We start from the raw sequence: 24,498 nt of genomic DNA on the forward strand, positions 1-24,498 counted from the left end.
GACCCGGACCTATTTAATAGTGTCCACTATTAAATGTGGGAGCACTCATCATGATCGGCAGCCTGGTCGCGATCGCCGCGCTCATCTTCGGGCTGGTCCTCCACTTCGATCCGGAGGCGCGCAACCGGTGAGCGGCGAACTCTCACCAGGGCTCATCGCGGGCCTGTCGTTCGCCTACATCGGCGGAATCCTGTTCCTGGCGCTCGGGGTGTACCTCAGCATCCGGCGTGGACGGTTGCATCCGCTGCTGCTGGTCTCGATCTCGGCGATCTCGTTCTCGTGGATCGAGGCCCCGTACGACTGGGCCGTATACGCCCAGTTCCCGCCGGAGCTGCCCCGGATGCCGTCGTGGTGGCCGCTGAACATGACCTGGGGCGGCGGGTTGCCGTCGGCGGTGCCCATCGGCTACATCGCCTACTTCGTGCTCCCCGCCGTCATCGGCGCGGCGCTGGGCCGGCGCGCGGTACACCGCTTCGGGTGGCGCAGGCCGCAGACGCTGTTGATCGTCGGGTTCCTGGTCGGCTTCTGCTGGGCGTTGCTGTTCAACGGGTTCTTCGGTCCGCGGCTGGGGGTGTTCGTCTACGGCTACGTGATCGACGGTCTGGCGATCTTCGAGGGCAGCAGGTATCAGTACCCGGTCTATGACGCGGTCGCGATGGGTCTGCAGATGATGGTGCTCACCTACCTGCTGGGGCGCACCGACGAGCAGGGCCGCAACGTCATCGAGATCTGGTCGGACAGGCGCTCGTCGAGCAAGCTCGGGTCGGCGCTGCTGTCGATCGCGGCGGTGGTGGTGGTCGGGCACGCGATGTACCTGGCGGTGTTCGCGCCGCACCTGGCCACCAAGCTGGGCGGCTGGGTGACCGTCGGCCCGACCGAACAGTTGTGGCCCGGTATCGAGAACCAGCCGAGGTAGGGAGTCGTCAAGGTGGCCAACCATACCGTCGAGTTGTATTACGACCCCTACGATTACGCGATCGACGACGACCCGTACCCGGTGTGGCGACGGCTGCGCGAAGAGGCTCCGCTGTACTACAACGACAAATACGGTTTCTACGCGCTGAGCCGATACGACGATGTGTCGCGGGCACTTCCGGACTGGGAGACCTACCGCTCGGGCAGGGGCACCACCGCCGACATCCTGTTCAACAACATCGAGGTGCCGCCCGGCATCCTGCTGTTCGAGGACCCGCCGCTGCACGATCTGCACCGGCGGCTGCTGTCGCGGGTGTTCACTCCGCGCCGCATGCTCGCGGTCGAGGACCTGGTCCGCGGATTCTGCGCACGAGCCCTCGATCCGCTGATGGACCGGGACGGCTTCGATTTCGTCGCCGACCTCGGCGCGATCATGCCGATGCGCACGATCGGCTATCTGCTCGGTATCCCGGAGGAGGGGCAGGAGCAGATCCGTCAGCGCACCGACCAGAACATCACCGTCGGTGATGCGGCCGGTGATGTCAGCGCGACGGTGTTCGCCGAGTCGCTGGCCCTGTTCGCCGAGTACATCGAGTGGCGGGCCTGCCATCCGTCCGACGACCTGATGACCGAGCTGCTCAACGCGCAGGTCGAAGAGCCGGACGGCTCGCACCGCAAACTCGAACGCACCGAGGTGCTGGCCTACACGGCGATGATCGCGGGCGCCGGCGGTGAGACCACGGCCCGTCTGATCGGGTTCATGGGGGAGTTGCTCGGAAACCATGCCGATCAGCGCCGTGAGCTCATCGCCGATCCGTCGCTGATCCCGTCGGCGGTCGAGGAGACGCTGCGGTTCGAGCCGCCGTCGCCGGTGCAGGCCCGCTATGTGGCGCGTGATGTCGAACTCCATGGGCAGACGGTGACCGAGGGCTCATTCATGTTGCTGCTCAACGGGTCCGCCAACCGCGACGATGCCCGCTACACCGATCCCGACCGCTACGACATCCACCGCAAGGGCGGACATCTGAGCTTCGGGCAGGGGCTGCACTTCTGCCTCGGGTCGGCGCTGGCGCGGCTGGAGGCCCGGGTCGCGTTCGAAGAGGTGTTCAAGCGATGGTCGGACTGGGAGGTCGACTATCAGAACGCAAGTAGGGCAAGGACGTCGAGCGTGCGCGGGTGGGCGCGCATGCCGGTACGTACGCGATGACGGGTGGGACGGATGACGGGGCTCGGAGTTCCTGACACACTGGACGGATGCGCACCTCACGGCAGTGCTGGCTCACCGACATGGACGGCGTGCTCGTCCGTGAAGAACACGCGCTGCCCGGGGCCGCGGAGTTCCTGCAGCGCCTGACCGACCGCGAACGGCCGTTTCTGGTGCTGACCAATAATTCGATCTTCACACCGCGCGACCTGGCGGCCCGGCTGGCCAGGTCGGGTCTGGGCGTCCCGGAATCGGCGATCTGGACCTCGGCGCTTGCCACCGCGGCGTTTCTGGCTGATCAGCTTCCCGGCGGGTCGGCGTACGTGATCGGCGAAGCCGGGCTGACCACCGCGCTGCACGAGGCCGGGTACACGCTGACCGACATCGACCCCGACTTCGTGGTGCTCGGTGAGACGCGTACGTACTCGTTCGAGGCGATCACCAAGGCAGTGCGGCTCATCCTGGGCGGCGCCCGGTTCATCGCCACCAACCCCGATGTCACCGGCCCGTCGGCCGAGGGCCCGCTGCCGGCGACCGGATCCGTTGCGGCGATGATCACCAAGGCGACCGGCCGCGAACCGTATTTCGTCGGAAAGCCGAACCCGATGATGTTCCGTAGCGCCCTGAACCGCATCGAGGCGCACTCGGAGAACACGGTGATGGTCGGCGACCGGATGGACACCGACGTGGTCGCCGGAATTGAAGCCGGACTCGAAACCATCCTGGTGCTCACCGGCTCGACCACGATCGAGGACGTGGACCGCTACCCGTTCCGGCCGAGCCGGGTGTTGCCGTCGATCGCCGAGGCCATCGACCTCATCTGAGGGTGGCGCTTGCTAGCTTGAGCGGATGACCGAACCTGCGCCCGATCCGACGCGGCCCCTGGCCGGCGTCCGGGTCATCGAGATCTCCAGCTTCGTCGCGGTCCCGTTGGCCGGCATGACCCTGGCGCAACTCGGCGCCGACGTGCTGCGCGTCGACCCGGTCGGCGGCGCCGCCGACTACCACCGCTGGCCGCTGACCGAATCCGGCGACAGCATCTACTGGGCCGGCCTCAACAAGGGCAAGCGCTCGCTGGCGGTCGACATGCGCGCCGAGCAAGGCCAGGCCCTGGTCACCCGGTTGATCGCCGATGCCGGCGTGTTCATCACGAATGTCGCTGGCCGCCAATGGCATTCCTATGACACACTGCGCGAGACCCGTCCCGACCTCATTCACGCCGAGGTATGCGGGCGCGGGGACGGCGGCACCGGCGTCGACTACACCGTCAACGCGGCCATCGGATTTCCGCTCGTCACCGGCCCCGCCGGGCTCAGTACCCCGGTCAACCACGTCCTGCCCGCATGGGATGTCACGTGCGGGCTGTACACCGCGCTGTCCGTGGTCACGGCGCTGCGGCACCGCGACGCGACCGGCGACGGCCAGCGCATCAGCATCCCGCTGGAGAACGTCGCGCTGGCCACCGCGGGCAACCTGAGCCTGCTCACCGAGGCGATGATCAACGGCACGTCGCGCCAGCGCATCGGCAACGCCGTCTACGGCACCTACGGGCAGAACTTCACCAGCAGCGACGGGGTGTCGTTCATGGTGGTGGCGCTGACCGGTCGCCACTTCCGGGATCTGAACACACTGACCGGCACCACGGAATCGGTTGCCGCGCTGGCAGAATCGCTGGGGGCGGACTTCTCCGACGAGGGTGAGCGGTTCCGGCACCGGGACGCGCTCAGCGCGCTGTACGCGGAATGGTTCTCCGCGCACACCGGCGCGGAGATCTGCGCGGCGCTGTCGGCGACCTCGGTGCTGTGGGAGCGCTACCAGACGTTCGCCGAGACCGCGGCGGACCCGCGGGTCACCGACAACCCGTTGTTCACCGAACTCGACCAGCCCCGGATCGGGTCGTATCTGGCCGCGGGCCTTCCGGTGTCGATCGACGGCGCGTACCCGAAGGCCGTGCCCGCGCCCGTGCTCGGCGACGACACCGACACGGTGCTCACGGACTGGCTGTCCCTGGACCGCCTCCAGATCGACGAGCTGCGGGCCGCGGGCACGGTGGCATGAGCACGCTGCTCGGGCTGCTCGACGTCACCGCCACCGCAACGCAGACCTGGCGCGGTGCGGCCAGCGGTCCGGAGGGCAAACGGGCCTACGGGGGTCAGTTGGCCGCGCAGAGCCTGGCCGCCGCGGCCCGCACCGTGGACGCTCCGAAGGCACCCACGGCGATGCACCTGCAGTTCCTGCGTGGCGGCGCCGCCGGTGACCCGATCGACTACACCGTCGATGCCGTCTACGACGGACGCACCGCCGCGTCGCGCCGCGTCGACGCCCACCAGGACGGGCGTCTGCTGACCACCGCGACCGTGTCGTTCTCGGCGCCCCTGCCCGGTCCCGAGCACGGCCGTCGCACGCTGCCCGCCGATCCCGAATCGTTGCCGAGGACCGGCCCGCCGGGGCCGGCGCCATCTCTGCCGCTCGACGAGCTCGACCTGCGCTACGTCGACGACGGCACCGGCGACGCGTTCGTCCGCAGGTTGTGGTGGCGAGCCGTCGTGGACCTCCCCGAGGACCCGTTGCTGCACACCCTGATCGCGGTCTACGTCACCGACGTGTACCTGATCGACCCGGCGCTGCAGGTGCACGGGCATTCGATGCGGGCCCGGACGCACCGCAGCGGCACCACGGATTCGTCGATGTGGTTCCACCGCACGGTGCGCGCCGACGAGTGGAACCTGCTGGAGTGCCGCTCGCCCGCGGCGGGGCGCGGACGCGGCGTCGTCACCGCGAGCCTTGTCGGTAGCGACGGCGACATCGCCGCCACGCTGGTTCAGGAAGGGCTCATCGCCGAGCGAGATCCCGCGCCGACGAGCTGAGCCTGCGTGCGCAGCTTCTGCCGCGCCAGCGTGACCGCCGCCGACACGGTGATGCCGACGACGATCGCAGCGACGACACCGACCAGTTCGTGGCTGCCGAACAGCGGATAGACCTGGTAGTGCGTCAGGTAGATGTACAGCGATGCTTCGGCGATCACCCCGGCCACCACGGCCACGCCGGCCGGGCAGCGCACGGCGGGCAGCCAGATCAGCAGCGCCAGGCCGGTGAGGACCAGGATCAGGCGCCACATGTCGTCGAAGTAGCCGAGCAGACCCACGGCGAGCACCGCGCTCACCGCGGCGCGCTGCCACACCGTCTGGGCCTTGGCCGCCGCCCAGCCGGCCGCGAAGAACCAGAACGCCAGCATCGAGAACATCGCGTCGTTGCCCATCGTGATCCCGAGCAGGTCGTAGCGCAGCACCATCCCCAGCGCCAGGAATCCCATCGCGAGTGTGAACGGGTGCGCCCGTTCCAGCCGGTCCATCGCCGGGATCCAGAACAGCACCGCCAGCGCGAGCAGCGTCCACACCAGCACCTCGACGAACCACAGCCGGCCCGCGGTCATGCTGTCGTCGGGTCCGAGGATCTTGTTGGCCAGCAACAGATTCGTCGCGTGGTAGTCGTCGGTGACGACAAGCGCGAACGCCACCCACAGCACCGACGGGATCGCGATCCACGCGACCGTGTTGCGCAGGTGGCGGACACGTACCCGTCGCGGCAGCGGGGTGAGGCAGAACCGGGCGAAGTTGTAACCGGCCACGCCGAGCAGGATGTGGGCACCGCCCCACAGTTCGAACAGTTCGGCGTGTGAACCGACGACCAGCACGATGGCGATCGCGCGGAGGGCGACGCTGGTTTCCAGCGTCGAGCCCCAGGACGTCCACCTGCGGGCCTTCGGTGCGGGCAGGTTCTGCAGTTCGCGGATCGAGCGCCGGGGCCAGTCGGTGGGCAACTGGCCGAGGGCACGTTCGAGGCGCAGCGACATCGTCACGTAGGTCAGCGAGTTGCCGCCGAGATCGACGAAGCTCGCGTCGTCGTCGATGCGGGCGGGGTCGGTCTGCAGCACCTCGGCGAACAGCGAGCGCAGATCGCCGTCGGCGCGAGCAGATTGCCGAGTCGAGGTCGCCAGTGCCCGGCCGGCGGGATAGTCGGGTTTGCCGGACGGCAGCGTCGGCAGCTCGTCGACGACGACGGTGTCGACGGCGCCTGCCGGGACACCCGCGGCCGTCGCGCAGAGCCGGCGGACCTCGGTGGCGTCATGCGCGCCTGCGGCGACGACCGCGAGCCGCTCCCCGGCATCGGTGCACATCGCGCGCACACCGGAGTCGCGCAGCGTGGTCTCCAACTGCGCCAGATCGATGCGCAGGCCGAACATCTTGACGAATCGGCTTCGGCGGCCGAGGACTTCGTACAGGCCGTCGTCGGCCTGCCGGGCGATGTCGCCGGTGCGCAGCGCGCTGAGGGTGTGCCCGGCGGCGAGGTCGGCGACGGAGTGGGCGTAGCCCATCATCACGTTGTCCCCGCGGTACACCAGTTCACCGGTGCCTTCCTCGGTCCATTCGTCGAGGGGCTCGATCGAGAACTCGCCGCCGGGGATCGGGATGCCGATCGAGTTCGGCCGGTGGTAGGCCAGATGTGCCGGGAGATACGCCATCCGGGCGGTCGCCTCGGTGGCGCCGTACATCACGTACAACCGCCAGCCCTGGCGCTCGGCGACGGCGGCGTAGTCCCTGACCCGTTCCGGCGGCATCCTGCCGCCGGCCTGGGTGACGTAGCGCAGGTGCGGTAGGTCCATCGTCGCGAACCCGATCCGGTCGAGCAGCTCGAAGGTGTAGGGCACGCCCGCGAACGACGTGCCGCGGTGGCCGCGGAACAGGTCCCAGAAGCCGTCGTCGGCGACGGACCGCTCCGTCAGGATCAGCGCGGCGCCGACCAGCAGGTGGCTGTGCACGACGGACAGCCCGTAGCAGTACGACATCGGCAACGTGGTTGCCGCGCGGTCGGTTTCGCGGATGTCGAGATACTCGGCGATGGAGCGGGCGTTGGCGATGAGGTTGGCGTACGAGAGCCGGACGAGTTTCGGGGAGCCGGTGCTGCCCGAGGTGGACATCAGCACGGCGAGATCGTCGTGCAGCCGATGGCCGCCGTCGGCGCGGACGTGGACGCCCGAGCCGTCGGCGACGATGTCGGGGCGGTAGGTCTCGACGATGTGGCGGTTGTCACGGCCCGGTGGGACGGGGAGCACCACGTGGTGACCGGCGAGAGCGCCGAGATAGCGGACCAGCGTCGTGACATCGTTGCGGGTCTCGAGCAGCACCAGGCGGCGGCGCGGTCCCAGCTCGGCGGCGAACCCTGCCACGAGTTCGGCCAGCTCGGCGTAGGTGAGCTGCGTCGATTCGGTCAGGACGGCGGTGCGGTCACCGTGATTGCGCAGGTGATCGACCAGCGAGCTCATTCGGTGAGGATAACCTCACCCGTGTGGGCCGCCCAGTTCACATCCGGCCGTAGCGGCTCCTGACGAAGCTGTACAGGCCGTACGCGGCGATCCCGGCCGCGGCCGCGATCAGCAGGAACTTGCCGAACGGTGCCTCTCCGAGCGTCTTGACCGCGGCGTCCAGACCGGAGGCCTTGGCCGGGTCGGCCTTCAGCGTCGCGAAGATGACCAGCAGGCCGGCGCCGCCGAGCACGATGCCCTTGGCGACGTAACCGGTGACGCCGATCGCGGTCACGGACGTGCCGTGGGATCCGCGAAGTTCGTCGAGGAACTTCTCGGAGGCGCCCTTGTACACGTGGTAGGCGCCGACCGCGACGACTCCGATGCCGATGGCGATCAGCAGGGCCTTGCCCCAGCCCGACTGCATGAGCTGAGCCGACATCCCGGCGTTCTGCTGGGCGTTGGACTGCCCGCTTCCCATGGCGAACCTGGCGGCCGAGAACGCGATCGCGAAGTTGACCACCGCGAGACCGAGGGGCTTGAGCCGTTTCCAGCCGGTCTTGTCCTCGCCCCGCTCCTTGGGCTTGGAGCCCAGGATCGCCTCGGCGAGGTACCACAGCCCGAGCGCGACCAAGCCCACGGCGATCACCCACAGCATCACCGCGCCGCCGGTCTGACCGGCCACGGTGGCCAGCGCCCCGGACTGATCGGCGTTACCGCCCCCGCCGGCGCCGGCGCCGAGGAAGGCCAACCGGGCGATGATGAACGCGACCAGAAGGTGGAGCACACCGCTGGCGGCGAACCCGGCCCGGGCCAGCTTCTCCAGCGCGCTGCTGTCGGTGGCGCGGTCGGCGGCGCCGTGCAATGAGCGGGGCATCGACCCGCCTGAACTCCGGACGGCCATCATGTCCTCCTGGTCGGCTGATGCTGCCGGGTACCCCAGAGTTGACGATGGCGAAACCGGTTTCCGCGGGACGTCCGCGAGTGGTCCGGGGCGGGTGCGCTACTCCTTGAGATGCGGTGCGAGCAGGGTTATCCAGGAGTTGTTGATCTGATCGAACTCGCCCTCGCATTTGACGGCCCGGTCCTCGGGCAACCAGCCTTCGTCCACGATCACGGCATTGCCGTCGGTGTCGGCCCCGAACGCCCAGCACAGCAGGTTGTACACCCGGACCTTGTCCGGTGAGTGCTCGTCGGCGTAGGCGGCCTCGTCGGGGTCACCGGCGGCTTGGCCCCACATGTCGAACAGATCCGCCATCGCCAACAGCACGTTGACCGACTCCGCGTCGACTCGGTCGTCTTCGCCCGGCTGCAGAAGCATAAAGGCCGCGACCTGATCGGCCACGTCCTCTTCCCGCCCGGTGATGGGCAGATCGTAGATGTCGATGACCATGTGGCCCATCTCGTGGAAGAACACCGCGACGGTGGCATCGGTCGCCCTCTGCAGCGGGTCCGGTGCCCCGGCCGCGGCGAACGTCTTCTCGGCGTCGTCGATGAACTCGTAGCACATCACCAACTGCTGAAGTTCCGGATTCCAGGAGGCGTTGACCGCGTCACACTGCATTCCGACGATGGGGATGTCGTAGGGCAGCTCGAGCAGGAAGTTCATCCCGTCGGCCATGTCCTCGAGCATCTTCTGGTCCTGGTAGATCTTCTTGCCGGCGATTGCCTCCGGGCTCGTCGCGTCCTGGTACTGGACGATCATTTGCCCGGAACCCGTAGTCTCGCCGGCCTGTCCTGCCGCTGCAGCCGTCGTCGAGGTCGACGAGCCGGCTCCGTCGGACGGCGGTTGACCCTGATTCGACGATCCGCACGCCGCAACCACCATCGCGCACAGTGTTATTGGTGCCCACCGGGCAAACGTCATAGCCATTTCGGTTCCCCCCGAACGCGGACGGCCGCATCATCACCGCCCAAAAAGTACTTACGTTAGAGAAAGATACGGCGGCTAACGGGTTTGCGCAGTGAAACCGTTGATGTGCTGTGAAGCTGCTGTCACCCGAGGGGTCCGTCGACTCCTCAGGCGGTCCCGCCGCCATCGAGGCTGTCGTCGCGCACCGGCCGATCGGCGAGTTCCTCGCGCCGGCCGAACAGGTACGGATACGCCACCCCGGCGATCGCCGCCCCGGCCAACGGAGCGAGCCAGAACGCCCACAACTGAGCCGGCGCACCGTCGCCGTTGAAGAACGCGACGCCGGTCGATCGCGCCGGGTTGACCGACGTGTTCGAGATGGGGATGGAGATGAGGTGGATGAGTGTCAACGTCAGTCCGATCGCCAGCCCGGCGAATCCTTTGGGTGCGCGGTCGTCGGTGGCGCCGAGAATGACCAGCAGGAAGATGAACGTCAGGACGATCTCGGCGATGATCACCGCGGCCAGCGTGTATCCGCCGGGCGAGTGTGCGCCGTACCCGTTGGCCGCCATGTTCCCCGCTGCCGTCCAATCGGCCTTTCCGCGGGCCACGACATAGATCACCGCACCTGCCAGCAGGCCGCCGAGGACCTGCACGATCCAATAGGGTGCGAGGACCTTCCATTCCACGCGGCGCGCCAGCGCCGCCCCGAGCGTGACCGCCGGGTTGAAGTGGCCGCCCGAGATGGTGCCGAACGCGTAGACGCCGGTGAGTACGGTCAGGCCGAACGCGAGCGCCACGCCGGCGAACCCGATCCCCAGTGGAAATCCGGAATCGTCGGTGAAACTCGCTGCGAACACCGCGCTTCCGCAGCCGCCGAAGACCAGCCAGAACGTGCCGATGAACTCGGCGGACAATCGATGGAACAGTGTGGGCTCGCTCATGGTGCCACCGCATCTTCTCCAGAAGGTTCAGATCTTTTCAGCGTGACACCCGCGCAGCGCCGGCGGGGACGATAGGCAAGAAACGTCCTCTCACAGAAATTGTGGGTTCCTACAACACCCGCCGCCCTAGAGGTACGACCGGACCGTCTCGTTGAGGAAGATCACCGCGGGATAGGTCGACACGAATGCCCAGAAGAACCCGTTCAGACCCATGACCACCGCGACCGTGGCGTGGAACCCCGCCGCGACCACGAGCAGAATCACCAGGAGGTGCAGCGGAAGAATGGGCGCCAGCACAAATGCCGATTCGAAACTGATTGTGGCCCAGCACAACACGTAGCCCAGGGCGGGTGATCTCTCGACGATGCGTGCCACCGACCTCATCCCGTGACTGCGCGTCGCCAGCACGCCGTACACAGCGGCGCCGTGACGCCACACCGGGCAGTGAAGCTTGGCGAATCCTGCGGTGACATACGACAGGACGCTCTGAGCTCCGACGAACAGCATGCCCGCGACGAGTGCTCCTTCGCAGAATCCGAGGACGAGGGAGATCGCGAACGCGATCGACATGATCGCGAGCAGTTGGTCGGACCCGTCCTCACCGCCGAGGCGGTGCCGCTCCTGGACGGCGACCGTCGTCAGGGCCACGAGAACCCAGCAGATCGCCATCTGCGCAAAGGTGTTGGGGCCGAGGACCAGAGCACACGCGGGGGCCAATCGCAGCACCGGCCAGGCGATGTGAAATCCCGGGCGCTCGAGGGTGATCGTCCGCCGGCGCGAGTCGTCACCGTGGCGCCGCAGCGCCGCGTCGATTCTGCTGAGGTCGTACACGCCGCCGGCGGCAAAGTGCTTGTGCAGCGAGATCTCCTCCAACGAGCTGATGATCAGGGCGATGCCGGCGATCCGGCTCGTCAGTTGGTAGGCCTGCAAGACATCTAGGTACATGGTTCGTCGACCCTGGAGAAGGCGTGAAACTTGCTGACGAAACCGACCTCGGGATGTCGGTCAGGCGAGAAGGGCTGGTCGTTGATGATCACGAACTGACGCGCCACCGACGTCTCGGGACGGCGTGCGTGCATGACGATGTGCAGGAGCGCGATGTAGGGAACGGTCAGCATCAGCGATTGCCCGGCGAAGTCATGGTGCTCGATATCGCGTTTCTGCACTGCCATCGCGGCCATCAGGTCGTCGACGACCTTGGTGTGAAACTTGTTGGGATTCCACACCGCATGGAACCACCGCCGGGACTCCGGGCTGGTGACAGGTACCAGTGGTCCGATGGTCCCGAAGGAGTCCCGGTCGCGGTACATGAGGTGGGTGTCGTGGGTGGCGGGCCGGGGCGCGAAGAAGGCCCACCGTGGAATCAATCCCGCGCCGCTCAGCGCCGGCATACGTGCCTGCACATCGTCTCTGAGCTGAGCCGCCACCGAGATGAGGAACCACGCGGCGAACAATCCGGCGAGCGCGAAATCGATTGTCGTGCAGAGTAGGTGTGAAGAATCCACCGCGTGCTCCTAGGGTGCCGCGCGACTATTCGAGTCCACGCCGAAGCTCGAGCAGCCGCTCCAGCGACACCTCGTGGCCCTCGAGTTCACCGAGGGTCACGCTCCCGATCTCCCGGCCCTCTGCCCTGAGCAGGGCGAAGGCGGGCCTGCCCCACCGGAGCGTTGCCTGGGCCTGCTTGTAGCGCTCGTACGGGCTTCCCACTATCCCGCGAATCAGGTCCAGCGCGTTGACCGATTCCAGTTCGGACTCTTGCATGTACTCGATCAGAGAATCGATCTCGATCTTCTCGTCGAACGAAATACCTTCTTGGGGTTCTGACATGGCGGTCCCTCCATCGCTTGGTGGTCGGCGAACTTCTCGATCCGACGCTAAGTGGGTCTGCGCGTCGAGGCGTGAGTAGTGCACTACGCAAGTTCACGGCGCCGATACGCAATGCGGGTGCGCAACGCCGAGGAGCTGCTGTGGACGGATTCGGGTTTGGGGATGAACGTCCGGTCGTGTCGGCGCGCTGCCGCAGGGTGGCGGTATGACCAGAACAGAGAGTCGCGCCGAGATCGGGGCGTTGGGCGAACAGTTGGCGGCCGACTACCTCCAGGGGTTGGGGCTGCGGGTGCTCGACCGCAACTGGCGGTGCCGCCACGGCGAGTTGGACATCGTCGTGGCCGACGATGCCGCGCGGGCGGTGGTGTTCGTCGAGGTGAAGACGCGCACCAGCGATCGGTTCGGCGGTGTCGCCGAGGCGGTGACGGTGGCGAAGGTGCGTCGGTTGCGACGACTGGCCGGGCTGTGGCTCGCGGGGCAGAGCGTCACCTGGGAATCGGTGCGTATCGACGTCGTCACCGTCCGGATCGGGCGTCGCCGCGCTCCGGAGCTCACCCACATCGAGGGGGTGGGGTGATGGCGCTCGGGCGGGCGTTCTCGGTGGCGGTGCGCGGGGTCGACGGGGAGCTGGTCGAGATCGAGGCCGACATCGGCAATGGGCTACCGGGCGTGCATCTGGTCGGTTTGGGGGATGCGGCGCTCAAAGAGTCGCGGGACCGGGTGCGCGCGGCGATCACCAACTGCAAGTTCAGCTGGCCCCAGGCGCGGCTGACGCTGGCGTTGTCGCCGGCGACGCTGCCCAAGGCGGGGTCGCTGTACGACATGGCGCTGGCCGCCGCGGTGCTCTCGGCCCAGGTCAAGGAGGACTGGCCCCGGTTGGAGAAGACGGTGCTGCTGGGCGAGCTCGCGCTCGACGGGCGGGTGCGGCCCGTGCACGGGGTGTTGCCCGCGGTGCTCACGGCGGCGCATCAGGGCTGGCCCGCGGTGGTGGTGCCGGTCGAGAACCTGGCCGAGGCCAGCCTGGTGGACGGGATCGAGGTGTGGGGGGTGCGCACACTGAAGCAGTTGCACGCCTGGCTGGCGGGCAACGGAAAGCTGGCGGGGCGTGTCGACAGCCGGCTGCCCGAGCCGGAGGTACCGGCGGATCTCGCCGACGTCGTGGGTCAGTCGCAGGCACGGTTCGCAGTGGAGGTGGCCGCTGCCGGCGGGCACAACCTGATGATGACCGGGCCGCCGGGGATCGGTAAAACGATGCTGGCGCAACGCCTTCCCGGGCTGCTTCCGCCGCTGTCGCACCAGGACGCGTTGGAGGTGACCGCGATCCATTCGGTCGCCGGGCTACTGGCCGGTGATACCCCGCTGATCACCCGGCCGCCGTTCGTCGCGCCGCACCACACCTCCAGCGTCGTCGCGCTGGTCGGCGGTGGCTCCGGCATGGCGCGACCGGGAGCGCTCAGCCGTGCCCACCGCGGTGTGCTGTTCCTCGACGAGTTCCCGGAGATCAACAGCGGCGCACTGGAGGCACTGCGAACGCCGTTGGAAGACGGCGAGATCCGGCTCGCGCGTCGCGACGGCGTCGCGCGCTACCACTGCCGCATCCAGCTGGTGCTCGCGGCCAATCTCTGCCCGTGCGCACCGCCGGACCCGCGTGACTGCGTGTGTGGCGCCGCCGAACGGCGGCGCTACCGCACCAAGTTGTCGGGCCCGCTGGTCGACCGGGTGGATCTGCGCGTCGAGATGCACGCGTCCCGGGAGGGCACCTTCAGCGACGAGGAGGGCGAGTCCACCGCCGTTGTCCGCGAACGCGTCTGGGCCGCCCGTGAGGCCGCGGCCGAACGGTGGCGCCCGTACGGGTTCAGTACCAACGCCGAGGTCAGCGGTGCGCTACTGCGACGTGAGTTCCGATTGGGTGCCGACGCGATGAAGCCGCTGCGGACCGCCGTCGACCGGGGACGACTGAGCATCCGCGGCCGGGACCGCACCTTGCGGGTCGCGTGGTCGTTGTGCGATCTCGCCGGTCGGGTGGCGCCGACCAAGGAGGATGTCGCCACCGCGATGAGCTTCCGCGGCGTGGGGGAGTCGTGATGGACGAGTCCGAGCGGCTGGCCTGGGCGTACCTGTCCCGCGTCGCCGAACCACCCAACCCGAAGCTGTCCGAGTTGGTCGCCGCCGAGGGTGTGATCGGGGCCGCTGAGCGCATCCGCCGGCGGGATGCCGACCCGAAGCTGCTGCGCTCTACCGAGGCGAGATATGAACTCGACTGCGCCCGTGCCGATCTCGACGTCCTGGATCGGATGGGTGGGCGCCTGGTCACCGACCGGGACGACGAGTGGCCGCACGCCGCGTTCGCCGCGTTCCAAGGTGCGGACCGCGACAGACGGCCGGACGCCCGGGCTCCGCTGGTGCTGTGGGTGCTGGGGCCCTCGCAGCTGTGCGACATCGCCGAACGCAGCGCGGCGATCGTCGGGACCCGCGCGGCGACGTCCTACGGCGAGTACGTCGCCTCCGATCTGGCATCCGGGCTGATCGACCGTGACTTCGCGGTCATCTCGGGCGGCGCGTACGGGATCGACGGCGCCGCCCACCGCGCCGCGCTGTCCTGCGACGGCGAGACGGTCGCCGTGCTGGCCGCCGGACTCGACATTCCCTATCCCGCAGGACATTCCGCGCTGCTGCACCGGGTCGGCAAGCACGGTCTGCTGGTCAGCGAGTACCCGCCCGGCATGCGACCGACGCGCAGGCAGTTCCTCACCCGCAACCGGCTGGTCGCCGCGCTGGGCAGGGCGACGGTCGTCGTCGAGGCCGGCGTGCGCAGCGGCGCCGCCAACACCGCGGGCTGGGCCCACGCGCTGGGCCGGCCGGTGTGCGCGGTGCCCGGACCGATCACGTCCTCGTCCTCGGTGGGATGTCACGAACTGCTCAAGCGAGAAGACGTCACGCTCGTCACCCGGGCCGCCGACGTCGTCGAGGTGGCGGGCCGGTGCGGTGAGCTCGCTCCGGACCTGGACCGTCCGACCACCGGGTTGGACGACCTCAGCGATGAGGAACTCACGGTGTTCGAAGCATTGCCCGGACGCGGGATGCGCACGGTGGACGAGATCGCCGTCACCGCCGGGATACCCGCGACCGAGGTGCTCGGACCGCTGACCATGCTCAACGTCCGCGGACTGGCCACCCAGGAGAACGGATGCTGGAAGCTCGCCAAACGCTAGCGCCCTGCGCCGCGACCACCGCTCGTATAGTCGACCCCAGAGCTGAGCAGTGGAGGAAACCAAGTGGCAGGACGTCCCGTACACACCTTCGAGGTGGTACGCACCGAGCAGTTGACCCCGCATGTGATCCGAGTGGTGCTGGGTGGCAACGGTTTCGACACCTTCACGCCCAACGGCCATACCGACGCCTACGTCAAGCTGGTGTTCGTCGACGACGACATCGACGTGTCCTCGCTGGAGCAGCCACTGACGCTGGACAGCTTCACCGCGCTGCCGGAGCACCAACGGCCCACCGTGCGCACCTACACGGTCCGCAAGGCGGATGTCGAGCGGCGCGAGATCACGATCGATTTCGTCGTCCATGGTGAGCACGGGGTCGCCGGACCCTGGGCCGCCTCGGCCACACCGGGCCGGCGGCTGTTCGTGATGGGACCCAGCGGGGCGTACTCGCCGAGTCCCGAGGCCGACTGGCATCTGTTCGCCGGGGACGAGTCCGCGGTACCGGCGATCAGCGCCGCGCTGGAAGCCTTGCCCGTCAACGCGATCGGCAAGGTGTTCATCGAAGTCGCCGGCCCCGAGGACGAAATCGAGCTGACCGCCCCCGACGGGGTCGAGGTGTCGTGGATCTACCGGGGCGGTCGCGCCGACCTGGTCTCCGAGGAATTCGCAGGCGACCATGCTCCGCTGATCGACGCGGTCAAGCAGGCATTGTGGTTGCCCGGCCAGGTGCAGGTCTTCATCCACGGCGAGGCCCAGGCGGTGATGCACAACCTGCGGCCCTACATCCGCAAGGAGCGCGGGGTGGAGGCCAGATGGGCGTCGTCGATCTCGGGGTACTGGCGGCGTGGGCGCACCGAGGAGACGTTCCGGGAATGGAAGCGCGAACTCGCCGCAGCCGAATCGAAATAGCCCGGGATCGGCCCGCGTCGATGGCAGGCTGAGGCCATGACGTTCGGCAACTACCAGCTCGAGATCTACCTGCAGGGCCTCTCGGGTGTGCTGCCCGGTTTCCCGATGGACTTCGCGGGCTGGGAATCCAGAGCGCAGGCCGCGATGGCACCGTCTGTGTGGTCGTACGTCGCGGGTGGCGCCGGTGACGAGCACACCCAGCGCTCCAACCGCACCGCGTTCGACCGCTGGGGTCTGATGCCGCGGATGCTGGTCGGGGCCAAGGAGCGAGATCTGACGGTCGATCTGTTCGGGCTCACCCTGCCGTCTCCGGTGTTCATGGCACCGATCGGCGTCGCCGGAATCTGTTCACAGAGCGGGCACGGCGATCTGGAGGCGGGCCGGGCCGCGGCGCGCACCGGGGTGCCGTTGGCCGTGTCGACGCTGACCGAGGATCCGCTCGAAGACGTCGCCGCCCAATTCGGCGACACCCCGGGCTTCTTCCAGCTGTACACCCCGACCGATCGCGATCTGGCCGCGAGTTTCGTCGACCGCGCGGAGAAAGCGGGCTACCAGGCGATCATCGTCACCCTCGACACGTGGATCCCCGGATGGCGCCCCCGCGACCTGTCGACCTCGAACTTCCCCCAGCTACGCGGCCGTTGTCTGGCCAACTACACCAGCGACCCGGTGTTCCGCGGCATGCTGGCACAGCCGCCCGAGGAGAACCCCCAGGCCACCGTGCTGGAATGGGTCGGGCAGTTCGGCAACGCACTGACCTGGGATGACCTGCCCTGGCTGCGGTCGCTGACCGATCTGCCGCTGATCCTCAAGGGCATCTGCCACCCTGACGACGTCCGCCGCGCCAAGGACGGCGGTGTCGACGGGATCTACTGCTCCACCCACGGGGGCCGCCAGGCCAACGGCGGACTGCCCGCGCTCGACTGCCTACCCGGCGTCGTCGAAGCCGCCGACGGATTGCCGGTGCTGTTCGACTCGGGCATCCGCAGCGGCGCCGACATCGTCAAGGCCCTCGCCCTCGGTGCCACCGCGGTCGGCATCGGCAGGCCGTATGCATACGGGCTGGCGATCGGGGGAGAGGACGGCCTCGTCCACGTGCTGCGATCGCTGCTCGCCGAGGCCGACCTGATCATGGCCGTCGACGGCTATCCGACCCTGGCAGATCTCACTCCGGACACGCTGCGGCGCGTCACGTGAGTCTTGTCGCCGCGGTCTGCCACCTTAGGGGCGTGGAGGCGGTGCTCGAACAGTTCGACCAGTACCTCGCGCTGGAACGCGGCCGTTCCGAACACACCCGGCGCGCATACCTCGGCGACCTGCGCTCGCTGATGGACTACCTGGCCGAACGCAGCCCCGGCGCCGGGCTGCGCGCCCTGTCGCTGCCGGTGCTGCGGTCGTGGCTGGCGGCCCAGGCGACAGCCGGAACCGCCCGGTCGACGCTGGCCCGGCGCACCTCGTCGGTGAAGACCTTCACCGCCTGGGCATTGCGACGCGGCCTGATCAGCGAGGACCCCGCGGCCCGGCTGCAGGTCCCGAAAGCGCGGCGCACGCTACCGGCGGTGTTACGCCAAGATCAGGCGCGCGATGCGTTAGAGGCCGCGAAATCCGGGGCCCAACAAGGTGATCCACTCGCCCTGCGTGACCGCCTGATCGTCGAGATGCTCTACGCGACCGGTATCCGCGTCAGCGAGCTGTGCGGCCTGGACATCGACGACGTCGACGCCTCCCGACGACTGCTGCGCGTCCTCGGCAAGGGCAACAAGCAGCGCACGGTGCCCTACGGGGAGCCCGCCCAGACCGCGCTGAGCGCGTGGCTGTCCGCCGGCCGGCCCGCCCTGGCCACCGCGGATTCCGGCCCCGCGCTGCTGCTCGGCGCGCGCGGCAGGCGGCTGGACCCACGCCAGGCACGCACCGTGGTGCACCAAACCGTCGCGGTCGTCGACGGTGCGCCCGACATCGGACCGCACGGGCTGCGCCACAGCGCCGCGACGCACCTGCTCGAAGGGGGCGCGGATCTGCGGGTCGTCCAGGAGGTGCTCGGCCATTCCAGTCTGGCCACCACACAGCTGTACACCCACGTGACGGTCGCGCGGCTGCGCGCCGTGCACGATCAGGCCCACCCCCGCGCGTGACGAGGTCGACCGTCCAGCTGCCGTGGGGCGAGGTCAGCTACCTGACGTGGGGCGGTGCCGCGGACCCGGCGGTGGTGCTGCTGCACGGCGGCGGGGTCGACAGCGCATCGCTGTCCTGGGGTGAGCTCGGGCCACGGCTGGCGGCCGGCGGTTACCGGGTGATCGCCCCCGACCATCCCGGCTACGGGCACACGAGACCCGCGCCGTGGCCGTCGACGCAGGAGCGGCTGGTCGCCTACGTCGGCGAGTTCGTCGACGCGCTGGATCTGGACCGCTACGCGGTCGGCGGCCTGTCCCTGGGTGGCGGGCTGACGATCGGGCACGTCCTCGACCATCCCGAAAAGGTCACCGGCGCAATGCTGCTGGCGAGCTACGGCGTGATGTCCCGATTGTCCGACGGGCCACTGTCCGCGCTGCGGCAGGCTGTGACGGCGGCGATGCTGCGCGGCGGGTTGCTCGGCGCGGCGACCCGATGGTCGGGTCGCAGCAGAACCCTGATGACACGGCTGATGCCTGCGCTGATCCACGACCCCGCCCGGCGCCCACCCGAACTCGTCGACGAGATCCTGGCCGCGGCCCGGGCCGAGCACGCCTTCGACGCGTGGGAACAGTGGCAGCGCGACCAGGTCGGGTTCGGCGGCCTGCGCACCGACTACCGCAGCCGGCTCACGTCGTTTCCGCGCCCGGCGCTGATCGTTCACGGCGATCGCGACACCAGCGTCCCACTGGCAGCGGCGCGCGATGCCGCCGGCCGGATACCCGACGCGCGGTTGGAAGTCGTTGCCGGGGCTGCACACTGGGTGCAACGGGACCGGCCCGACGTCGTCATGGCGGTCATGCGCGAATTTCTGGGTGGGCTCACCGCAGGAGCTTGATGACCTCGGCGATATCGGGCATCGTCGACGGCCGGCCCGGCAGTTCGTCGAACACCGTCCAATAGCTGACGCCGAACTGCCTTTGCCGTCTGGTGAGCTGTTCTGCCATCTGTTCGTGGGTGCCGAACAGCGCGAACGGCGAGTCCCGCAGCGCGGCCGGGGAGACCCCGATGGCCGACGCCAGCTCTTCGGCTGCGCGCACCGGCTCGGTGGTCGCGACCACGGCCTGGATCAGCGCGTTGAGCTCTATGTGCTCGAACCGCCCACCGGCGGCTTCGGCGACCACCGCGATCCGGTTCTGCAGTCCCTCCGGCCCGAAATGGGTCAGCCGCACCTCGGTCGCATCATGGTTGTGAGTGATGCCGGCCAGACCGGCGATGTCGGCGACACGGCCCGCCAGACGCAAAACCCGCCGGCCGTTGCCGCCGATCAACAGCGGTACCCGGCCAGGAGGCGGCGGAAGCAGCTGGTACGGCGCCGCATGCACGCGGTAATGGGCGCCGTCGACGTCCACCGGCGCGCCGTCGAGTAGCGCGCGGATCAGCTCGGCGGCCTCCTCCAGCCGCGACACCCGCACCCCGCCCGCGTCGAACCCGATCCCCGCCGCGTCGTACTCGGAGCGCATATGCCCGGCCCCGAGGCCGAGTTCGAACCGGCCGTCGGAAACGACTGCCAGACCGGCGGTTTCGCGCGCGGTGTCGACGGGATGACGGAAATCGTTGTTGAGCACCAGGGTTCCGACGTGCAGGTGCTCGGTGGCCGCCGCGGCGGCGGCCGCGCTGGTGAACGGTGGCGCCATCGGCACGAGATGATCGGCGAAGGTGAGCACGTCGAATCCCGCGGCCTCGACGCCGCGCGCGAACCGGCGCATCTGCGCGCCGGACCGCGGGGTCGCGGTCGTGAGGCCGAACCGTGGTGTCCGGGATCGGTGAGCGTCGGTGGCCACGCTTCGACGGTAGGGCACGCCCGCGGGGTCAACCGAGGGGTTTGAGACGGATCGGGGTGGTCGCCACCAGTTTCGTCGGGTCGACGTAGTCGGCGCGCTTGGCCGGACCCCACATCGCGCCCCAGTGCAGGCACGCCGATGACGGACAACCGGGATGGCCGGCGGCCAGTCCGCCGAGGGCGGTGCCCGCCGAGACCGCCTGCCCCACCCGCACCGACGGGTGCACCGGTTCGTAGGTCGTGCGCAGACCGCCGGGGTGGGCCACCGAGATCAGCGGTCGGCCGGCCAGTTCACCCGCGAAGACGACCGTCCCTGGCGCCGCGGCGTAGACCGCCTGACCGGCGGCCCCCAGCAGATCGACCCCGCGGTGTCCGCGCTGCCAGTTCGGCGCCGGGGCGTCGAACGCCCGCACCACCGCCGGGCGGGGCTGCATCGGCCACCGCAGACGCCCGGTGTCGGCGCCCGCGGGCGTCGCAAACAGCACGCTCAACACCACTCCGACCGCCAGAATCCGCATCTGTCCAGTTCAGCGCAGCGCAACAGGTCCGCGGTAGCCTCGGTACGTCCTCCTGTGGATGCTCTCGCGCGATGGTAAAAGCACCGTTATCCAGCGTGTAAACTCCTATCCGCAGCTCGTTTGCGCGGGCTGACTTCGCGCGTCCGCGAACGCGGCTCTCGTAGTTCAAGAGCCACGTGACCTCGCAAGCCGGATGGTCCCGCCTCGAAAGAGACGGGTCCGGCTTCGAAGCAGACGCCAGGGTCCGGCTCACCCGATGCCGGACGACAACCGACAACACAAAGAGGTATGGCCATCATGGCTGTTGTAACCATGAAGCAGCTGCTCGACAGCGGCGCCCACTTCGGGCATCAGACCCGTCGTTGGAATCCCAAGATGAAGCGGTTCATCTTCACCGACCGCAACGGCATCTACATCATCGATCTGCAGCAGACGCTGACCTACATCGACAAGGCCTACGAGTTCGTGAAGGAGACCGTCGCCCACGGCGGGACCATCATGTTCGTCGGCACCAAGAAGCAGGCTCAGGAGTCCATCGCCGAAGAGGCGACCCGGGTCGGCATGCCCTATGTGAACCAGCGCTGGCTGGGCGGCATGCTCACCAACTTCTCCACCGTCCACAAGCGTCTGCAGCGCCTCAAGGAGCTCGAGGCGATGGAGCAGACCGGTGGCTTCGAGGGTCGCACCAAGAAGGAAATCCTGATGCTGACGCGCGAGAAGAACAAGCTCGAGCGCAGCCTCGGTGGTATCCGCGACATGGCCAAGGTGCCGTCGGCGATCTGGGTCGTCGACACCAACAAGGAGCACCTCGCCGTCGCCGAGGCCCGCAAGCTCAACATCCCGATCATCGCGATCCTCGACACCAACTGCGATCCCGATCTCGTCGACTACCCGATCCCGGGCAACGACGACGCGATCCGCTCGGCCGCGCTGCTGACCAAGGTGGTGGCCTCCGCCGTCGCCGAGGGTCTGCAGGCCCGGTCCGGTGCCGACAAGCCGGAGGCTGCTGCCGCCGAGCCGCTCGCCGAGTGGGAGCAGGAGCTGCTGGCCGGTGCCACCACCGCCGCCCCCGAGGCTGCCGCCGGCGAGACCGCCGCCGCTCCCGAGCAGTCCTAATCCGTTTCGCGACGCCTCAAAGGAAACACTGCAATGGCTAACTACACCGCAGCCGACGTCAAGCGCCTCCGGGAGCTGACCGGCGCCGGAATGATGGATTCGAAGAACGCGCTCGTCGAAGCCGAGGGCGACTTCGACAAGGCCGTCGAACTGCTGCGCATCAAGGGCGCCAAGGACGTCGGCAAGCGTGCTGAGCGCGCCACCGCCGAGGGCCTGGTCGCCGCCAAGGACGGCGCTCTGATCGAGCTCAACTCCGAGACCGACTTCGTCGCCAAGAACGCCGAGTTCCAGGCGGTCGCCGACCAGGTCGTCGCCGCCGCGGCAGCCGCGAAGGCCACCGACGTCGACGCGCTCAAGGCCGCCAAGCTCGGCGACACCACGGTCGAGCAGACCATCGCCGAACTGTCGGCCAAGATCGGCGAGAAGCTCGAACTGCGTCGGGTCGCGTACTTCGACGGCCAGGTCGAGACCTACCTGCACAAGCGGGCCGCCGACCTGCCGCCCGCGGTGGGCGTGCTCGTCGAGTACGAAGCGTCGGACGCCGCGAAGGGCAAGGAGGCTGCGCACGCGGTCGCCCTGCAGATCGCCGCGTTGAAGGCCAAGTACCTCAGCCGTGAGGACGTGCCCGAGGAGATCGTCGCCAACGAGCGCCGCATCGCCGAGGAGACGGCCAAGGCCGAGGGGAAGCCCGAGCAGGCGCTGCCGAAGATCGTCGAGGGCCGGGTCACCGGTTACTACAAGGACGTGGTGCTGCTCGACCAGCCGTCGGTGTCCGACAACAAGAAGACCGTCAAGGCGCTTCTGGACGAGGCCGGCGTGACCGTCACGCGGTTTGCCCGCTTCGAGGTCGGCCAGGCCTAGCCAGACCGTCGCACGCGGAAGGTTCCCGCCCGCGAGGCGGGCGCCACCGAACATCGCGAAGCCCCCGAGACCATCGGTCTCGGGGGCTTCGTCCATTCCGGGTTCCGGCGCGGCGGAAATGCTCCCGATTGCAAAATCTAGATAAGTGCAATGATCGCGGCAGATTGTTGCTGAAATCGTTCTGTAGGTAATGAGTGCGACGTAAAACGCGCTTTACTGCTGCCGGCGACCTGTGCCAAGTTTGCGGAACAGTCAATTTTGGCAAATTTTGTAGCTAACACCGTCGTTTATTGACGAAGGCGTAGGGTCGGCAATCGTCATCGATACCCACCCCGTCGAGTTAATCTGTCTGCATGGCGGCTTGCGGGAAGTGTTCTGGTCAACGTGACCGACACCGTTGACACCGCCCGATCGGCAAACACTGTCGATCACGGGGCAGTTCCAGAGGTAGCTCGGGTCGAGCTGAGCCAGCGAAAGAAGCCCAAGGGCTGGGAGCCGTACCTTGCGGCGGCGATCGACCTGTCGACCGGCTCGCTTGCCGTTGCCGTCGGGATGACGTGGGCGACCGCTGACGGTCTGCAGCTCCCTCCGACGTGGATGCTGTTCCTGTTCGCCCCGACGGTGGTGACCCTGAGTGCGCTGCGCGGGCTCTACCGGCGGTCGCTGCGACGGACGTTCCTCGACGAGCTCCCGACCGTCGAGGCGGTCACCTCGCTGGCCGCGATGCTGCTCCTCAGCGGCCTGGTGCTCAATCCGTTCGTCGACGGCTCCCGCGGATCCGCTGTCGCGCGGTTGTGGATGTGCGCCGCGGTCCTGGTGCCGCTAGGACGGCTGCTGTGGATCACGATCAGGAACTACCACTACCGCAACAGCCGGTTGACCGCGCCGACGGTGATCGTCGGCAACGGCATGGTGGCGGCCAAAGTGGTCGACCGTCTCAAGATCACACCGGAATACGGGCTCGAGCCCATCGGGCTGATCGACGACGACGAGCCGATGATGGGCATCGATCGGGACAAGCCGGCCAGCATCCCGTATCTCGGCAAGCTCGGCGACCTCGACGACGCCCTCACCAGCACCGGCGCCGAGTGCATGATCATCGCGTTTTCCCGCACCAGGGACGATGCGATGGCCGCGGCGGTCAAGGTGGCCCATGAGCGCGGGCTCTCGGTGTGGATCGTTCCCCGGATCTACGACACCATCGGCGTGCGGTCCCGCATCGACCACATCGGTGGGCTGCCGCTGATCGCGGTGGCGCACACCAACCCCCGCGGTTGGCAGTTCACCGCCAAGCACCTGTCGGACCGGATGATCGCGGCGGTCGGGCTGGTGCTGATCTCGCCGCTGTTCCTGACCCTGATGCTGCTGGTGCGGTTGAGCTCGCCGGGCCCGATCTTCTTCGGCCAGCCCCGGATCGGGCGCGACGGGCGCGAGTTCAACTGCCTGAAGTTCCGCTCCATGCGCCCGCCCAAGGAATCCGATGCGCAGTTCGTGCGCGGCGCGGACTCCGCGCCCGGCGGGGTCGAGGGCGAGGACCGGCGCACCCCGATCGGCAAGTTCATGCGCAAGACGTCGCTGGATGAACTCCCGCAGTTGCTCAACGTCGTCAAGGGGGAGATGAGCCTGGTCGGCCCTCGACCCGAACGGCCCGAGTACGTCGACCTGTTCAACATCCAGATCGCCCGCTACGGCGACCGGCATCGGGTCAAGGCCGGGATCACCGGGTGGGCGCAGGTGCACGGTCTTCGCGGTCAGACCTCGATCGCGGACCGCGCCGAATGGGACAACTACTACATCGAGAACTGGTCGCTGTGGCTGGACTGGAAGATCCTGGCGATGACCGTCGGCGCCGTCCTTCGCCCCGCTGAGTGACGAATCGGTACCGT

The 24,498-nt window shown here is 68.4% G+C and carries 24 protein-coding genes; 15 read left to right on the forward strand and 9 right to left on the reverse strand.

Annotated elements, in window-relative coordinates:
• The first annotated feature begins 127 nt into the window (after nt 1–127).
• Genes BST38_RS02330 through BST38_RS02350 form a run of 5 tightly spaced genes read left to right on the forward strand, consistent with a single transcriptional unit; the run spans nt 128 to nt 4,986 of the window.
• Entirely contained in the window at nt 128–916 is a 789-nt protein-coding gene (locus BST38_RS02330; protein WP_083141597.1) for a spirocyclase AveC family protein, read from the forward strand.
• Nucleotides 917–928: 12 nt separating this feature from the next.
• On the forward strand, nt 929–2,122 hold the full coding sequence (locus BST38_RS02335) for a cytochrome P450 (RefSeq protein WP_083141598.1): 1,194 nt from the start codon (nt 929–931) through the stop codon (nt 2,120–2,122).
• 47 nt (nt 2,123–2,169) lie between these two features.
• Nucleotides 2,170–2,943 (forward strand): HAD-IIA family hydrolase, encoded by a 774-nt coding sequence (locus tag BST38_RS02340; RefSeq protein WP_083141599.1) that lies wholly within the window; start codon nt 2,170–2,172, stop codon nt 2,941–2,943.
• A gap of 25 nt (nt 2,944–2,968) precedes the next feature.
• Nucleotides 2,969–4,177, forward strand: a complete 1,209-nt coding sequence (locus tag BST38_RS02345) for a CoA transferase (protein WP_083141600.1) — start codon at nt 2,969–2,971, stop codon at nt 4,175–4,177.
• A complete protein-coding gene (locus tag BST38_RS02350) occupies nt 4,174–4,986 on the forward strand; it encodes an acyl-CoA thioesterase (RefSeq protein WP_083141601.1) in 813 nt (270 codons plus the stop codon). The genes BST38_RS02345 and BST38_RS02350 overlap by 4 nt, the downstream gene beginning before the upstream one ends.
• Here BST38_RS02350 and BST38_RS02355 read toward each other — a convergent pair.
• The 7 genes from BST38_RS02355 to BST38_RS02385 form a co-directional block, all read right to left on the reverse strand.
• Complete coding sequence (locus BST38_RS02355) at nt 4,941–7,442, reverse strand: AMP-binding protein (protein WP_083141602.1); 2,502 nt, start codon at nt 7,440–7,442, stop codon at nt 4,941–4,943. The two genes, BST38_RS02350 and BST38_RS02355, sit on opposite strands and share 46 nt — an antisense overlap.
• Before the next feature lie 37 nt (nt 7,443–7,479).
• Nucleotides 7,480–8,325 (reverse strand): DUF1206 domain-containing protein, encoded by an 846-nt coding sequence (locus BST38_RS02360; RefSeq protein WP_083141697.1) that lies wholly within the window; start codon nt 8,323–8,325, stop codon nt 7,480–7,482.
• Nucleotides 8,326–8,424: 99 nt separating this feature from the next.
• Complete coding sequence (locus tag BST38_RS02365) at nt 8,425–9,126, reverse strand: DUF4344 domain-containing metallopeptidase (RefSeq protein ID WP_165761544.1); 702 nt, start codon at nt 9,124–9,126, stop codon at nt 8,425–8,427.
• 314 nt (nt 9,127–9,440) lie between these two features.
• Nucleotides 9,441–10,217, reverse strand: a complete 777-nt coding sequence (gene aqpZ, locus BST38_RS02370; RefSeq protein ID WP_083141604.1) for an aquaporin Z — start codon at nt 10,215–10,217, stop codon at nt 9,441–9,443.
• 126 nt (nt 10,218–10,343) lie between these two features.
• Nucleotides 10,344–11,162 (reverse strand): HTTM domain-containing protein, encoded by an 819-nt coding sequence (locus BST38_RS02375; RefSeq protein WP_133057203.1) that lies wholly within the window; start codon nt 11,160–11,162, stop codon nt 10,344–10,346.
• Nucleotides 11,153–11,722, reverse strand: a complete 570-nt coding sequence (locus BST38_RS02380; protein WP_133057204.1) for a hypothetical protein — start codon at nt 11,720–11,722, stop codon at nt 11,153–11,155. Before BST38_RS02380 ends, BST38_RS02375 begins: the two co-directional genes overlap by 10 nt.
• 25 nt (nt 11,723–11,747) lie before the next feature.
• Nucleotides 11,748–12,044 (reverse strand): hypothetical protein, encoded by a 297-nt coding sequence (locus tag BST38_RS02385; protein ID WP_083141607.1) that lies wholly within the window; start codon nt 12,042–12,044, stop codon nt 11,748–11,750.
• A gap of 205 nt (nt 12,045–12,249) precedes the next feature.
• Between BST38_RS02385 and BST38_RS02390 the strand changes: the two genes are divergently transcribed.
• From BST38_RS02390 to BST38_RS02420, 7 genes are all read left to right on the forward strand, one after another.
• Nucleotides 12,250–12,621 (forward strand): YraN family protein, encoded by a 372-nt coding sequence (locus BST38_RS02390; protein ID WP_083141608.1) that lies wholly within the window; start codon nt 12,250–12,252, stop codon nt 12,619–12,621.
• Nucleotides 12,621–14,129: a YifB family Mg chelatase-like AAA ATPase gene (locus BST38_RS02395; RefSeq protein WP_083141609.1), complete on the forward strand. Its 1,509-nt coding sequence runs from the start codon at nt 12,621–12,623 to the stop codon at nt 14,127–14,129. Before BST38_RS02390 ends, BST38_RS02395 begins: the two co-directional genes overlap by 1 nt.
• Nucleotides 14,129–15,256, forward strand: a complete 1,128-nt coding sequence (gene dprA, locus BST38_RS02400) for a DNA-processing protein DprA (protein ID WP_083141610.1) — start codon at nt 14,129–14,131, stop codon at nt 15,254–15,256. Before BST38_RS02395 ends, dprA begins: the two co-directional genes overlap by 1 nt.
• 63 nt (nt 15,257–15,319) lie before the next feature.
• Entirely contained in the window at nt 15,320–16,165 is an 846-nt protein-coding gene (locus BST38_RS02405) for a siderophore-interacting protein (RefSeq protein ID WP_083141611.1), read from the forward strand.
• Nucleotides 16,166–16,201: 36 nt separating this feature from the next.
• The gene (locus BST38_RS02410; protein ID WP_083141612.1) at nt 16,202–17,362 is read left to right on the forward strand and encodes a lactate 2-monooxygenase; all 1,161 of its coding nucleotides are present in this window, start codon (nt 16,202–16,204) and stop codon (nt 17,360–17,362) included.
• Nucleotides 17,363–17,394: 32 nt separating this feature from the next.
• The gene (locus BST38_RS02415; protein ID WP_083141613.1) at nt 17,395–18,297 is read left to right on the forward strand and encodes a tyrosine recombinase XerC; all 903 of its coding nucleotides are present in this window, start codon (nt 17,395–17,397) and stop codon (nt 18,295–18,297) included.
• Complete coding sequence (locus BST38_RS02420) at nt 18,294–19,172, forward strand: alpha/beta fold hydrolase (protein ID WP_083141614.1); 879 nt, start codon at nt 18,294–18,296, stop codon at nt 19,170–19,172. Before BST38_RS02415 ends, BST38_RS02420 begins: the two co-directional genes overlap by 4 nt.
• Here the strand turns inward: BST38_RS02420 and BST38_RS02425 are convergent.
• On the reverse strand, nt 19,156–20,118 hold the full coding sequence (locus BST38_RS02425; RefSeq protein WP_083141615.1) for a TIGR03621 family F420-dependent LLM class oxidoreductase: 963 nt from the start codon (nt 20,116–20,118) through the stop codon (nt 19,156–19,158). The genes BST38_RS02420 and BST38_RS02425 overlap by 17 nt on opposite strands.
• A 28-nt stretch (nt 20,119–20,146) precedes the next feature.
• Nucleotides 20,147–20,635, reverse strand: a complete 489-nt coding sequence (locus BST38_RS02430; RefSeq protein WP_083141616.1) for a peptidoglycan DD-metalloendopeptidase family protein — start codon at nt 20,633–20,635, stop codon at nt 20,147–20,149.
• 297 nt (nt 20,636–20,932) lie between these two features.
• On the opposite strand from BST38_RS02430, the gene rpsB reads away from it, so the two are divergent.
• The 3 genes from rpsB (at nt 20,933) to BST38_RS02445 (ending at nt 24,484) form a co-directional block, all read left to right on the forward strand.
• A complete protein-coding gene (gene rpsB, locus BST38_RS02435; RefSeq protein WP_083141698.1) occupies nt 20,933–21,751 on the forward strand; it encodes a 30S ribosomal protein S2 in 819 nt (272 codons plus the stop codon).
• A 33-nt stretch (nt 21,752–21,784) separates the two neighbouring features.
• The gene (gene tsf, locus BST38_RS02440; protein WP_083141617.1) at nt 21,785–22,612 is read left to right on the forward strand and encodes a translation elongation factor Ts; all 828 of its coding nucleotides are present in this window, start codon (nt 21,785–21,787) and stop codon (nt 22,610–22,612) included.
• 384 nt (nt 22,613–22,996) lie between these two features.
• Nucleotides 22,997–24,484, forward strand: coding sequence for a sugar transferase (locus BST38_RS02445; RefSeq protein WP_083141618.1), 1,488 nt, complete (start codon nt 22,997–22,999; stop codon nt 24,482–24,484).
• Nucleotides 24,485–24,498: the final 14 nt, after the last annotated feature.

Source organism: Mycolicibacterium parafortuitum (genome assembly GCF_002086815.1).
GTDB classification, from domain to species: Bacteria; Actinomycetota; Actinomycetes; order Mycobacteriales; family Mycobacteriaceae; genus Mycobacterium; species Mycobacterium parafortuitum.